This is a genomic window from Thiorhodovibrio winogradskyi, assembly GCF_036208045.1.
Lineage (GTDB): Bacteria > Pseudomonadota > Gammaproteobacteria > Chromatiales > Chromatiaceae > Thiorhodovibrio > Thiorhodovibrio winogradskyi.
In genome coordinates, this window is sequence record NZ_CP121472.1 from 1700191 (window position 1) to 1713187 (window position 12997).

The 12997-nt window shown below is 62.5% G+C and carries 9 protein-coding genes; 4 read left to right on the forward strand and 5 right to left on the reverse strand.

Annotated elements, in window-relative coordinates:
- Nucleotides 1–5: 5 nt before the first annotated feature.
- Nucleotides 6–527: a hypothetical protein gene (locus Thiowin_RS07575; RefSeq protein WP_328987137.1), complete on the reverse strand. Its 522-nt coding sequence runs from the start codon at nucleotides 525–527 to the stop codon at nucleotides 6–8.
- Nucleotides 528–865: 338 nt separating this feature from the next.
- Here Thiowin_RS07575 and Thiowin_RS07580 point away from each other — a divergent pair, with 338 nt between their 5' ends.
- Both Thiowin_RS07580 and Thiowin_RS25225 read left to right on the forward strand, forming a co-directional pair.
- Entirely contained in the window at nucleotides 866–1180 is a 315-nt protein-coding gene (locus tag Thiowin_RS07580) for a hypothetical protein (protein WP_328987138.1), read from the forward strand.
- Nucleotides 1137–1382, forward strand: coding sequence for a hypothetical protein (locus Thiowin_RS25225; RefSeq protein ID WP_408034177.1), 246 nt, complete (start codon nucleotides 1137–1139; stop codon nucleotides 1380–1382). The genes Thiowin_RS07580 and Thiowin_RS25225 overlap by 44 nt, the downstream gene beginning before the upstream one ends.
- On the opposite strand, the gene Thiowin_RS07585 is transcribed toward Thiowin_RS25225, so the two are convergent.
- Nucleotides 1302–3548 (reverse strand): thioredoxin domain-containing protein, encoded by a 2247-nt coding sequence (locus Thiowin_RS07585; RefSeq protein ID WP_328987139.1) that lies wholly within the window; start codon nucleotides 3546–3548, stop codon nucleotides 1302–1304. The genes Thiowin_RS25225 and Thiowin_RS07585 overlap by 81 nt on opposite strands.
- Before the next feature lie 517 nt (nucleotides 3549–4065).
- Here Thiowin_RS07585 and Thiowin_RS07590 point away from each other — a divergent pair.
- Both Thiowin_RS07590 and Thiowin_RS07595 read left to right on the forward strand, forming a co-directional pair.
- On the forward strand, nucleotides 4066–4641 hold the full coding sequence (locus tag Thiowin_RS07590; protein ID WP_328987140.1) for a LexA family protein: 576 nt from the start codon (nucleotides 4066–4068) through the stop codon (nucleotides 4639–4641).
- Nucleotides 4638–5927 (forward strand): Y-family DNA polymerase, encoded by a 1290-nt coding sequence (locus Thiowin_RS07595; RefSeq protein WP_328987141.1) that lies wholly within the window; start codon nucleotides 4638–4640, stop codon nucleotides 5925–5927. Before Thiowin_RS07590 ends, Thiowin_RS07595 begins: the two co-directional genes overlap by 4 nt.
- A gap of 511 nt (nucleotides 5928–6438) precedes the next feature.
- Here the strand turns inward: Thiowin_RS07595 and Thiowin_RS07600 are convergent.
- The 3 genes from Thiowin_RS07600 to Thiowin_RS07610 all read right to left on the reverse strand — a co-directional run bounded on the left by Thiowin_RS07600 (nucleotide 6439) and on the right by Thiowin_RS07610 (nucleotide 12915).
- Nucleotides 6439–10749 carry a PAS domain-containing protein gene (locus Thiowin_RS07600; RefSeq protein ID WP_328987142.1) on the reverse strand — a complete coding sequence of 1437 codons (4311 nt, stop codon included), beginning with the start codon at nucleotides 10747–10749 and terminating at the stop codon, nucleotides 6439–6441.
- Nucleotides 10746–11957 carry an EAL domain-containing protein gene (locus tag Thiowin_RS07605; protein WP_328987143.1) on the reverse strand — a complete coding sequence of 404 codons (1212 nt, stop codon included), beginning with the start codon at nucleotides 11955–11957 and terminating at the stop codon, nucleotides 10746–10748. The genes Thiowin_RS07600 and Thiowin_RS07605 overlap by 4 nt, the downstream gene beginning before the upstream one ends.
- A 277-nt stretch (nucleotides 11958–12234) precedes the next feature.
- A complete protein-coding gene (locus Thiowin_RS07610; RefSeq protein ID WP_328987144.1) occupies nucleotides 12235–12915 on the reverse strand; it encodes a response regulator transcription factor in 681 nt (226 codons plus the stop codon).
- Between the last annotated feature and the right edge of the window lie 82 nt (nucleotides 12916–12997).

Consider the following 12997-nt stretch of genomic DNA (forward strand, 5'->3'; position numbering starts at 1 on the left):
GTCGTTTAGCGGTTTAAGAATGCCGGTTCGATTCTGCTCGGTAGACCGCCGGCATCGGTGGCGTAGAAGATCTCGAAATGGTGTTCCACGTCGGCCTGGGAATAGCGCAAGCTGCGTTGCACAAAGGTTTTTATGTCATCTTCGTGCTGTCCTTGGTCACCGGCGCGCAGAATGTCACCAAAGGCATCAGCACCGAAACGCTGTGCAATCCCGGTCAGCGCCCAGGTCGCATCGGCTTTGTTTTGGTCCGGACCCTCGATGATTTCCGCCAATAACGGGATGACGGCGCGATCATCGCCTGCGCGCGACAGAAACCCATACTTTTCGTAGTAGGTTATCTGATCTAAGAACAAGGCGATCAAGGTGTCAGCCGCGCGACGATCACCTAAGTCGATTAGCCCCCAAAGCGAGCCGACGAAGAGCGCTTCCTTAGGATGCGCGCGTTTGGAGGAAAAAGGACCAGAGCCGCTCCGCCGCATCCTGCGCGCCCAGGAGTCCAAACGCGATGCAGGCGAGACTTCGTCCATAATCGTCGAGCGCATCCCAGCATTGGGTCAAGGCTTCACCCTTCGCGTGGCTTTTCTTCGACATTGTTTTTTTCCAATCGGAGAAATCAGAGGAAAGCGGGTCGTTGGTTTGTTGGGTGGCTAGCGCCGTGATCAAGGCCAACGGCATCTTGAGCCGGTTTGTTCAACAAATAGAATAGGCTGAAGGATGCGATCCGCTAGTGTATGCTTAATGGGGTTCCGGCGTCTTCCACTGCGACCAGTTGCAAGGGCTTCTTGCCCTGGAGCAAATCAAGCCAATGCAGAGTACTTTGCCGCGGCCGCGCGTCGCCAGTTGAAGGGGGCCGTCGAGCTTTGCCATGCCCAATCCTTCGCCGACCTACCAGGTTCAGCCGGTTGGTTGGATTCGCAAGCAGGATGGCCGCGTCCTCATCGACCTCTATGAGCAGTATCGTCTGGCGCTGCTTGGCGTCGACGAACTGGACAGTCTTTGGGTGCTCTATTGTTTCGACCGCAACGAAATGCCGAGGCAATGCGCCATGCTGCAAGTGCAGCCGCGTGGAAATCCCGACAATCCCTCTGCGCGGTGTTTTCGCGACTCGCGCCCCGATGCGACTGAATCACATTGCAATGAGCCGGATCCGGGTGCTGGGTGTCGCAGGCAACCGCATTGAGATCGACGGGATCGATGCCTTTGACACCAGCTCGATGTTAGATCTGAAACCTGAGCCTGTGATCGTTGGCGGATGCGTCCTGAACCTATCCGCGGGTGTGCAGACGACTGCGCGGCATCACTCAGACCGCCAAGCGCAGGGTCTCCGCAGGCAGGCAGATCTGGTCGGTGCAAGCCTGAAGCTTGACGCGAATTGGCGCTAGCCGGGTCAGCAGGGTGCCGGACTGGGCGTCCAGGATCAGGTTGACCTGGACCTGACCTGCATGGGTTAACAGCGGCGCGTCCTGAAAAGCAACGTCCAATGGTCGTGGTTCCGGCAGGCGGCAGTCGGACAGATGCCAGTCGCTTCCGGCCGGTTCGATCTTCAGACCAGTGGCCGCGTTCAAGTGCAGCCCGGCGGCGATGTTAATCTGCAATGTGATCCGTTGCGCGTCGCAACGACTGGCCAGCAGGCGAATCTTGCCCGCCGCGGCAAAGTCCAGGCTGTCGCAACGCCCGTGGTTGAGCAGTTCGACGCCGATCAGCAGGCTCGGGTAGTGGCTCGGCGCGGACATTAGTTGTTGGGCCAGGCGCCCGAGCAGGATCCCGGCCTGCTGCCGGTCATGCCGCTGCTCGCTGCGCTGGCCGAGCTGCGCCAGCACCTGCAACAACACGCCGCTGCAGGACGGGGTGGCGCCGTCATGGCCAAGTTCGCGCGCTCGTTCCATCCCGGTCGGATGTATCCCGGCTTCGCTCAGATAGAAGCCCCCGTCGCCGTCACCGAAGCGCTGCACGGCCTGATCACAAAGCCCTTGTGCGCGTTCCAGCCACACCGCATGGCTGCTGAGATCATGCAGGTGCAGGCAGGCCTCGGCAAAATAGGCATAATCTTCCAGGCTCGCCGGTACCGAGGCGTTGTCGCCCTTGGCGATGCGCAATAGGCCGCCATCCGCGCGGCTGTTGCCCTGCCACAACGCCTCGGCCGCGCGCTGGGCGGCAGCACCGTAATCCGCGCGTTTAAGCAAGCGACTGGCCTCGGCCAGGGCGGTGATCATCAGGCCATTCCAGGCGAGGATGATCTTGTCATCGCATAGCGGCTTGGGCCGCTGCTCCCGCATCCAGCGCAGTTGCTCGCGGCAGCGCGCGAACCGCTCCAGCACCGCGGCGAGCGGCTGGCGGTCACGCTCGGCCAGGGTCTCCAGGGAGACCGGCAGAAAGGGGATGCTGCGCCCCGCGAAATTTCCGGCCTCGGTGATCCCCAAGACCGGCTTGATCCAAGCCGCGTCGTCAGCCCCAAGGGCGGCATCGATCTGTGCCGGGGTCCAGACAAAGAAGCTCCCCTCGGCGCCTTCGCTGTCGGCATCCGTGGCCGAATGGAAGCGGCCCTGGCTGTCGGTCATCTCGCGCAAGACATAATCCAGGATATCCTCCCCGGTGCGGCGGAAGGACGCCTGTCCGGTGAGCTGCCAGGCCTGGACATAGATCCGCGACAACTGCGCCTGGTTGTAGAGCATCTTCTCGAAGTGCGGCACGATCCAGTGATCGTCGGTGGAGTAGCGGTGGAAACCGCCGCCGATTTGATCATAGACGCCGCCACGGGCCATGACCTCCAGGCTATGCACCAGGGCTTGGAGCACATCCGCGCGCGCTTGCCGCCGCTGTTGATCGAGCAGAAACAAGAGCAAGGGCTCGTGCGGGAACTTGGGCGCGCGCGAGAAGCCGCCGTTGTCGGGATCGTACAGATCGAGGCAGTCATCCAGCGCGCGAGCGGTGACATCCGCGGCCAACAGGTCTTTGGCGCCCGTTTGGCGCCGTGGCTCGGCAATGGCTTGGCTAAGTTGCTCGGCTTGCGAAAGCAGATCGGCTTGGCGGTCGCGCCAAAGTTCGGCGATGTGCGCGAGCAGAGCATCGAAGCGAGCGGGCGGATAGTAAGTGCCGGCGAAGAAGGGCTTGCCTTCTGGCGTTAAAAAGCTCGACATCGGCCAGCCACCATGGCCGCTGATCAGCAGGAGGGCGCGCATGTAGGTCTCATCGATATCCGGGTGCATCTCGCGGTCCACTTTGATGGCCACGAAATCACGGTTGAGCCGCTCGGCGAGGCTCAGATTCTCGAAGCTCTCGTACTCCATCACATGGCACCAATGGCAGGTAGCATAGCCGATGGACAGAAACACCGGCTTGTTCTCGGCGCGCGCCTGGGCGAAGGCTTCCTTGCCCCAGGGATACCAGTCCACCGGGTTATGGGCGTGCTGCAGCAGGTATGGCGCGTTCTCATGGATCAGCCGGTTGATGAAACGGGGCTGGCCATCAGTGTCCAGATGCCGGGTGCGTGACTGGTACCCGGGGCCTTTGGCGCGGTAGGCAGCCTGTAGAGAGACATTGCTGGTCATGGAATTCTCGCGGCGGGGGAGGGCGTTTGGGTGCGGGCCTGTTCCCACCGAACATGGGGATTGATTGGGCGTGGGAATACCCGCTGCTGCCTGGTGAAATCGCCGGCTTGCCAATCTTGGCGCGACCAGAGTCGAGCCCGAGCTTGTCGGCGGCCTCCTGTCCGAAGGCACTGGTTCCCGGTTCATGGGTGTAGGCATGAACCTGAGGGGGAATACCAAGGCGCTTCAGGGTGTCAATCGCTGGGGTCATGGCGTTGGCTAATTAGTTTACAGATGGATGAAACTGGCAATGATGCCTGGAATCGGCGTTCTTTCCGGCGTTGGTCGAGGCGCATCTGAATTGATGTTGGTTGGTCTGGCGATCACTTGACCCTTACGCGCATTTTGATTATCGTACTGCTTTCATTTTGATGGCTGTCTGACATGCCGACCAATACTTTTCCGCTTCCAAGTACGAATCCGCACTCTTTTCACCATCAAGGGGCCAATCGGCCCAATTCCCGCCCTGGTTCAACCCGTGGCTAGTAGGGGCGGCGCTAGACCCGGCGCCGGGCGCAAACCCGGCAGCAACTCCTATGGCGAGTCCACGGTCCCGGTGCGCATTCCCCGCTCCCAGGTTCCGACCATTCAGCACTGGCTCGAGACCCTGAAACGTCCAATGAACAGCCCATCCTTGCATCTGCCGGATCCCAAGGCTCCACCACAGAGCTGGCCGCTGTTCCAAGCCCGCATTCCCGCCGGCTTCCCGTCCCCGGCCGATGATGATCTCGATGACGCCATCGATCTGAACACCCACCTGGTTCGCCATCCGGCGGCCACCTTCTTTCTGCGCGTGCAAGGCGAGTCCATGACCGGTGCCGGTATTCAGGACGGCGATCTGGTGATTGTCGATCGGGCCGAGGAACCGCGCGCGGGTTCGGTGGTGGTGGCCGCCCTTGATGGCGAGTTGACGCTGAAGTTTCTCCAGCGCGATTCCAGTACCCAGCACGTCTGGCTGGAATCCGCGCATCCCGACTACCCCCCGCGCGCCATTACCGCCGAGACCGATCTGGTCATCTGGGGCGTGGTGACCCATGTGGTGCATGCCTTTTGAGTCCCGCCAAACTCTTTGCCCTGGTCGACTGCAACAACTTCTACGTCTCCTGCGAACGCTTGTTTCAGCCCGCGCTCGAGGGCCGACCGGTGGTGGTCTTGTCCAACAACGACGGCTGCCTGGTCGCACGCAGCAACGAGGCCAAGGCACTCGGGCTGCCGATGGGCGCGCCCTATTTCCAGGTCGCCCGCACCCTGCGCCAGCATCAGGTCGCGGTGTTCTCCTCCAACTACGCGCTCTATGGCGATTTGTCGCGGCGGGTGATGCAGATCCTGGCCAGTGCCGCCCCGGCCAGCGAGGTCTACTCCATCGACGAATGCTTCCTGGACCTGACGGGCATCGCCACCGCCGACGCGCTGTCCCAGCAGCTGGTGCAACAGGTGCGAAGCTGGACCGGCATCCCGGTTTCCGTCGGCCTGGCGCCGACCAAGACCCTGGCGAAACTGGCCAATCGCCTGGCCAAAAAAGGCCTGGGACAAGGTGGCGTGCTGGATTGGCGCGCATTGAGCGAACCGTCCGCCGTGCTGCAACGCACGGCGGTCGAAGACCTCTGGGGCATCAGCCAGCACTGGGGCCAGCGGCTGCGCGCACTGGGCATCACCGATGCCCTGGCGCTGGCCCAGGCCCCAAGCGCCTGGTTGCAGGCGCACTTCGGCGTGGTCCTGGTCCGCCTTGGCCGTGAGCTACAGGGCTTCTCTTGCCTGACGCTTGAGACCCAGCCGCCAGCACGGAAGCAAATCATGGTGTCGCGCTCGTTCGGGCAGCCCGTCACCCAGTGGTCCGTCCTGCGCGCGGCCATCACCCATTTTGCCAGCCGCGCCGGGGAGAAACTGCGCGCCCAGGGGCTGCTGGCCCAGGCGTTGACGGTGTTTCTGGAGACAAGTCCCGACGGCAAGCACGGCGATCCGAAAGCGCGCCCTCCGCCCGAGTCACTGACCTTGAGTTTCTCGCCACCGACGGCGGACAGTGCCACGTTGGTGCGCGCTGCCTGCTGGGGCGCACAACAGCGGTTTCGTGATGGCAGCATCTACCGCAAAGCTGGGATCATGCTGCTCGACCTGATGCCCGCCGGCCAGGTTGTTCCGGGCCTGTTCGACGCACCGGAACGGGCCGATCACGCGCGCCAGCGCATGCAAGCCCTGGATGCCGTCAATGCCCGCTTTGGGCGCGGCGCGCTGCGCTTCGCCGCCGAATTGGGCGGCGACACTTGGCGGCTGCGTGCCGAGCGACGCTCCTCGGCCTGTCCCACCGATTGGCAGGCGCTGCCCCGGGTGCGGGCCGGTTGAAGAAGGGATCCATCTTGATGCAGCCCATCAGAACGGCGGAGCGGAGCAGTTGTCGCGGGAACTTGTCGATGATCAGCGGGAATGGTCGGTAACACCCGAATCGACATGATGATTTTTCCTTATCCACTATTGCTGTGGATAACCCTGTGGACAAAGCTGCCACATAGCCTCTAAACCCTTGTCCTGGTGCGCTTCGTTTTCGATTGGTCAGAATTCTTACGGCCTGTAAGTCACTGTTTTTAATTTTTTTAATGCTTGTTCTAACAGGGTGTAAGTGGTTGAAAGTTTGAATTTGGCGCGGATTGTGTTTCCCTTGAGGGCTGTTCATAAGCGCCGGCCCTGTTGTCAAGTGCCAATGTGCGATCTGGCGCGATCTGTTCCCGCTTCGATCAGCGGCCCTCGGTACTAGGCGCTCCGGCCCATCATCCTCACCGAGATGACCAGGGCCTGCTGGCTGCCGCGAGCCGAGATGCGTCCGGCCAAAGACCGAGCGAAACCTTCAATTGTGTCATTAGTCGGCGACCCGTGCCGAGGTCGCGGCACGGATGGCCTGGCACAACAAGTTCGCGTCTAGCGGCTTGGCCAGAATGCGTGGAGATCTCGAGGATGCGCTGGCCGCCTTCTCGCGCAGGCTTTCCAGGGTCTCCCCGGTCATGAAAATCACCGGCAGGTCCGGGTGTTCCTGATCGATGCGTTGCAGCAGACCAATCCCGTCGAGCCGGGGCATGGCGTAGTCCGTGAGGACGAGATCGACGGGCGGCGCGCGTTTGAGACGCTCCAGGGCCGCGGCGCCGTGCTCGGCCAGTTCCGGAGCCATGCCATGCGCCGTTAGCAGCCGGCCGACGGCTTCGCGCACAGAGCGCTCATCGTCGACCACCACCACGCGCGGAATGCCGATGTCATTGATCGAGCGGATCTCCTGTTGAGGCGATGCCTTGGGTAAGGCATTGTCGCAATCAACAGCCGCTTGCCTGGGGGAAGCCACCGCCGGCAGCAGCAGTCGGAAGGCGGTGCCGATCTCCGGCGTCGATTCCAGCGCGAGTGCGCCCTTGGTGCGGGTGAAAAATTCCTGCACCATGAATAGGCCCAAGCCGTGACCACGTTGCGCGGATTTTGTGGAGAATAATGGTTCAAAGATGCGCGCCAGTGTCGGCGCGTCCATGCCGCAACCATCATCCTCGACCAGAATCTCGACTAAATCACCCACTGGGCGTTGACCAAGGCGAACCGCGCGCTCGGTCCCAGGGGCAAGCCGACGCGCGATCAGTCGCAGGTGGCCATCACCGCCGGTGGCATCGCGGGCATTGATCGCCAGATTGAGTAAGGCAGCCTGCAGGAAGGCGCCGTTCGACAGTACCCGCAGCTGCGGTTCCACCGCCACCTCGAGGGTCATGCTCGGTGGCAGGATTTGGCTCAGAATGCGCGCCAGCTCGGGAATGGTCTCGCTCAGAACGACCTCGGCGAGCGGGATGCCGCCGTGGTGACTCAGCGACAGTAGGCCGGAGGTGATTACCTTGGCATGATTGAGGACGCTGATGGTTTCCTGCAGGATCTCGGCCGTTTCGGAATCCGGCGCCGGCATGAGCAGATGCGAATTGAGGTACCAGAGGTTGGCATCGATGGCACCGAGTAGGTTATTGAAATCATGCGCGATGCCGCTGGCCAGATGGCCGATGGTCGCACGCTCGCGCGCGGTCACCAAATCCTGCTGAATGCGCCGGTGGCGTTCAATTCCCGCCAGGCGCTGCCCGATGAGTTGCAGCAACTGGCGCTCCAATTTCGCCACCCCCGCGCGGGCATCGGCGTGGCAGAGTACCAATAGGTAAGAAAATTCGCCTTTCGTATCCGGGTTGGTCGGGATGTGCAGCACCAAGGCGCTGTCGATGCCATGCGCACGCGCTGCCGCGGGCAGTTCCGACGCACCCAGCAGACGAAGGGCTTCAGCTTGCCGGTTATCCGGAGACAGCGAGGCCGCGCCCAGCGCGGTGGCAGTCGCCGCGGCCTGGGTGCCGGCCATGAAAAGGGGATGATAGTGCTTTTCTGTGTCAAGCGTACCGAAACTGCCGGCCACCGCGCCGAGACTGACGCGACCGAGTTCGAGCAGTCGCTCACCCTGATCGGCGGCCTCGGATTGATGCAGCGAGACCGCGATCAATTCCTCTAGCTGCCGACTATAGCGCGCGAGTCGTTCCTCGCTTAAACGCAAGGCGGCGTAGAATTGCTCACGCCCGAGCGCGCTGGCGAGCAGATTGGCGAACACCCGCAGGAAGCGCAACTCGCTTTCGGACCAGCGGCGCGGCGCGCTCACCGCGTCGAAGCCAACAAATCCCTGCAAGCGACCGGCCGAATGCAGGGGCATCAGCAGCAGCGATTGAATGGCTTGAGGTTCAAGAATGGCCCGCTCGCCGGCCCATTCATCTGGCAGGTTGTGAATATCCTGCAAGACCACGGGTTGGTTCGTTGCCAGCCGGTTCATGGCAGCTGGAAAGAGATCAATCGGAAGCTGCTGCAACATGTCGATCATGGGGGCGACGCCATCGGCCACCCATTCGTGGGTGTTGCTCATGCGCTGCTCGGCAGCGTCGAGCAGGAACAAATAGCTGCGATCAATCCGCCAGAAGGCGCCAATGCGCTGCAAGGCAGCATTGATGGCGGCATCCAAGTTGTTCGCCGTGGTATTCACCAAGGACGCGGCCAGGGCCACCAATTCCTGTTCCAAGGCCTCGCGCTCGGCGATGCGCTGCTCGACTCCCTTGCGCTGGCTGACGTCCGTGTGGGTGCCGGCGACAATCAGGGGCTCGCCGTCACTGCTCCACTCCACTACGCGCCCTTGATCCAGCACCCAGACCCAGTGTCCGTCGCGATGGCGCATGCGCACCTCGCATTCGTAGCGATCCACATGGCCGCGAAGGTGATAGTCCATTAGCACATCGCTGATCTCGAGATCATCCGGGTGCGCGAGCCGGCGCCAGGTCGCAATGGACAGGGGCATCAATTCCGCCAGCGTATAGCCGCAGATCGCGGCCCAATGCTCATTGAACTTGACCTTGCCGATCTGAACGTACCAGGACCAGGTGCCCAGGCGGGTGCCGGCGATCACATTGGCGATGAATCTTCTCTCCTCGGCAAGCGCCCGTTCGATCGCGCGCCGCTCGGTCACGTCGAGCCCGACACCCTCGAGTCCGAGCAACCGACCCGCGGTATTCCGCACCGCCCGGGTATAGGTCTCGAGAACGCGGATAGACTGTCCTGGAGCGGCAACCCGGACATCCAAGTGCAGAACCACCTGACTCTGATCAAGCAAGGCGCGCAGACCGCGTTTCAATGCCTGGCGGTCGACATCGGTCAGACGCGCGAACAGTGCCGGCCAACTTCTCTCGACATCACCGGGCGCGTAACCCAACATGGCATGGAGTTGCTCTGACCACCGCAACTGGCGCTTAGCGTCCTGGGGTTCATGCTCCTGGCGCGAAAACGACCAGCTTCCCAACTCGGCGATCTGCTCCGCGCGCGCTAGCAAGGCATCCTGTTCCCGCAGGCGAGCGAGTGTCTCCAGGCCTTTTTGATGTTCATCCCGCACCTCGCGCAGCATCTGCTGCAGCGAACTGGCCATGCCGCGAATGCTGTCACGCAGGCGATCCCATTCCTCCAGTGAGCCGGTGGGTGGAAGCTGCCAAGGCGCCCCATGCCGCGCGGCCACCGGAACCCGGGCAATGGCGTTTAGCAAGCGCTCGATGGCGCGATCCGTCCAACGGCTGCCAAGACCAGTCAAGACAAGGGTTGACAGTACGATCAGCGCCAGCAACAACATGGCGTCGGCCGTGCGTGCCTGCGCCTCGTCAATGACCGGCGCGGCATTGAGGCTGACGCGCAGGTGCGACCAGGGCAAGTCAGTCGCCAAGGGCTGAATCCAGTGGTAGCGTCCGCCGCGGAAGCTTTGCATCCGCGACCGCGTCGGGTCCGTTGCGGGCTGCAAGTGCAAGCCCGGGGTCTCGTTTGCGGCATCCACCTCGCGACGCGGCACCAGTTCCACGGCGAGCGCGCTTCCAGCCGGCAAGGTAGATTCCAGTGCCCGTGTCAGGTGGCCAAGCTGTTGCCCGCTCGACTCGGCGGTGGAGTGGCCGCTGCGCAACTCCGCCTCGCTCAAGCGCGCGAAGAGCCCGAGATGCTCGGTCACGCGGTCCTCAAGCTCGCTGATCAGTTGACGATTGTTCGCCAGCACCAGCAACAGGGCGGGTAGCACTACGGCGACCAGCAATCCGTTGAAAACCAGATCAGCCAAACGCACAGAGGCGCGCTTGCGCCGCAGCACATCGACGAGCAACAGCATAATCCCCGCCACAGCCGCGTTCAGCACGCCATTCAGGCTTTGCTTGATGGCAATCAGCCGCGTTTGCTCCCAGGGCAGCGCAAGCGCCTGGTGGTAAAAAAACAGCACCATGGGAATGCCCAGCAGCAGCCAGAACCCCAGATCAATCACTGGCAGCGGTGGTTGTTTGCCGCCGCGGCTGTGGATGCGATCACGCACGGCCGCGACGCAGGCAATCTCCACCGAAAAGATGATCAGGGCATAGGGGTGGCCCCACAGCGGGAGCGTCATCAGCCCGCCGGCCGCTACTACCACCAGCGCGGGAAGGGTGCCAAGCCAAACCAAGGCGATCAAGGCGATGATTGAACCCGGCAGCAAGTCAACGCCAAAGAAGAGTGGAATGGGCACGGAATTGGCGCCCTCCGCGACCAGGGCCAGCGCGAGCGTGGCCAGTCCTTGCAAACCGAGCTGGCGCCAGCGGCTGACCTCGGGTGCCGGTGACGGGCGGCTCATGCCGCGAGCACGCGGGAGAGGGCCGCGCCGACTGATGCAGGCTGGACTCGGGATGGCGGCCCTTGAACCTCTTCAAGATGTGAAAGACTCATCGGTGGGTGGAATAGAAACCCTTGGGCATACCCGACCCCGGCCTTGACCAGAGCTTGGCGTTGGTCTTGGTTCTCGACGCCTTCGGCGATGAGTTCAAGGCCGATATCATGGCCGAGATGAATAATGCCCCGCAGGATCGCCAGGCCCTTGGCCGAATCGAACATCTCGCGCACGAAGCTCATGTCGATCTTCAGCACATCGACCGGGAGTTCGGCGAGATTGCGCACCGAGGAGTAGCCGGTGCCAAAATCGTCGATGGCGATGCGTGCGCCGAGCAAGCGCAGTTCGGCGCCGGTGCGCCGCAACATCTGCAGGTTCGCGGGCGAGACAGTCTCGGTCAGTTCGATGTCAAGATGACATCCGTCGGCGAGGGCGGACACTAGGGGTGAAATCAGCGCCTCGGCCTCCCCGGCATTGAGGCTGTTCCAGGACAGATTGAGCCCCAGATGTTGAACTGACAGGGCATCGAGCCGAGCGCTCATCTCGATCAGCCGCGCGATCAGGGCCTGCGTTAAAGCAGATATTAGCCCGCTGCTTTCCGCCAGTGGGATAAACCGCGACGGCGGGAGCAAGCCTCCGTCCGCGAGTCGCAAGCGGGACAAGACTTCCACGCCACGGATGTGACCGGTCTGAAGGTCGACGATGGGTTGAAAACGCGGCTCGATGGCGCCAGCGAAAATGCGGTCGCGAAGTAACTCGACGCTGATGGGCGTGTCGAGCGTTGTCTTCGTGCTTGGTTGGGAGGTGGATGGCCAGTCAGCGCGCAAGGCTTCAGGCAGTTCCTTGGCCAGGTTGGCTTTGGAGACCTGCCCAATCACCTGAAGACCGCTGTCGCGGGCAAAGCGCCGCGCGGTGTCCATCACATCGGTACCGAAACCGGATGCCAGTAGCACGGGAGGCGCGACCGGCAGCCGCGTCAGCCAGGCGATGACATCCAGTCCCGTGTGCTGGCCAAGACCGAGGTCGAGCACCAGCAGGTCGGGCAGCCAGAGCATGGCGCTGGCCTTGAACTCTGGTAGCGATGAACAAAAACGGCACTCATGGCCGAGCGCGCCGATCATACGCGTCAGTACCCGCGCCATGCGCGGATCATCGTCAAGGCACAAGACTCGCATCTCAACCTTCCTGGACCCTGATGGCCCCTTGTCCAATATCCGGGGATACCCGTCCCGGGTAGTGCAATGAATCGCGCCGGTCGTGCGGTCCGCGTGGTCTTGGGGCGTCTCGGGTTTGACGTCAAAGGGTTGACGGCACGGCGACAACTGGCGGCACGGAGTCAATCCTGCCGGTCCCCGGCATGGAACCATCAGTGGCTGGCCGAGACAAGTAAAGAAGGGTAAAGGCGGCCGCCGCCCTGGCGGCAAATGATGGGCTAGATGCAAAAAAGGGTTTTTAGTTTCTGACAACGTCTAGCCGGTAACCGATACCGCGAACCGGGTGAATGCGCAAGCAGCCGATGCCGGCGGAGCGCAGCTTGGCGCGAATGTGCCCGACATGAACATCGGCGGTGCGATTACCTGGCTCCCAGACATGGCCGTCGAGCAGGGTATCGCGGTCGACCGCGCGACCGACACGGCGCATCAGATGGGCGAGGATCTTGGTCTCCGCCGCGGTCAACTCAAGCGACCGCGCGGACTCCTCGCAAAGCAGGGTCTGGGCGGTGAGCATCAGGATGGCCGGACCGATCTGAATCCGATCCTCACCGGCGCCGAATTGACGTCGCAGCACGGCACGGATGCGGGCGCGTAATTCATCCAGCACCACCGGCTTGACCAGATAGTCATCGGCGCCGGTGTCGAGTCCCTGGATGCGATCCTCGGTCTTGCCGCGTGCCGTGACCATGATCACCGCAACCGGGGTGTTCGCGACCAGATCCCTCGCGATGTCCATCCCATCCTCGGCGCCGAGATTGAGGTCCAGCAACACCAGATCGGCACCTTGCGCGCGGTAGCGACGCCAGAATTCCGCGCCGCTCGAGACCCATTCCACCCCATAGCCATCGGCAAGCAGCACTCGGCGCATGGCACGTGCCAATGGCGGATGATCCTCAATGATCAGGATCCTGGCTTTCATGATTCTTGCGCACCACATGAGGGCGTGGCCTGGGCTCGCCGCAAATGACTCAGGTGATGTCTGGTCGGGAGTCCGCCTCGCG

What these genes read in the sequence shown, in the direction of transcription:
- Thiowin_RS07575 (WP_328987137.1), bottom strand. Translation starts at nt 527, where the DNA reads ATGGACGAAGTCTCGCCTGCATCGCGTTTGGACTCCTGGGCGCGCAGG.
- Thiowin_RS07580 (WP_328987138.1), top strand. Translation starts at nt 866, where the DNA reads ATGCCCAATCCTTCGCCGACCTACCAGGTTCAGCCGGTTGGTTGGATT.
- Thiowin_RS25225 (WP_408034177.1), top strand. Translation starts at nt 1,137, where the DNA reads ATGAGCCGGATCCGGGTGCTGGGTGTCGCAGGCAACCGCATTGAGATC.
- Thiowin_RS07585 (WP_328987139.1), bottom strand. Translation starts at nt 3,548, where the DNA reads ATGACCAGCAATGTCTCTCTACAGGCTGCCTACCGCGCCAAAGGCCCC.
- Thiowin_RS07600 (WP_328987142.1), bottom strand. Translation starts at nt 10,749, where the DNA reads ATGAGCCGCCCGTCACCGGCACCCGAGGTCAGCCGCTGGCGCCAGCTC.
- Thiowin_RS07605 (WP_328987143.1), bottom strand. Translation starts at nt 11,957, where the DNA reads ATGCGAGTCTTGTGCCTTGACGATGATCCGCGCATGGCGCGGGTACTG.
- Thiowin_RS07610 (WP_328987144.1), bottom strand. Translation starts at nt 12,915, where the DNA reads ATGAAAGCCAGGATCCTGATCATTGAGGATCATCCGCCATTGGCACGT.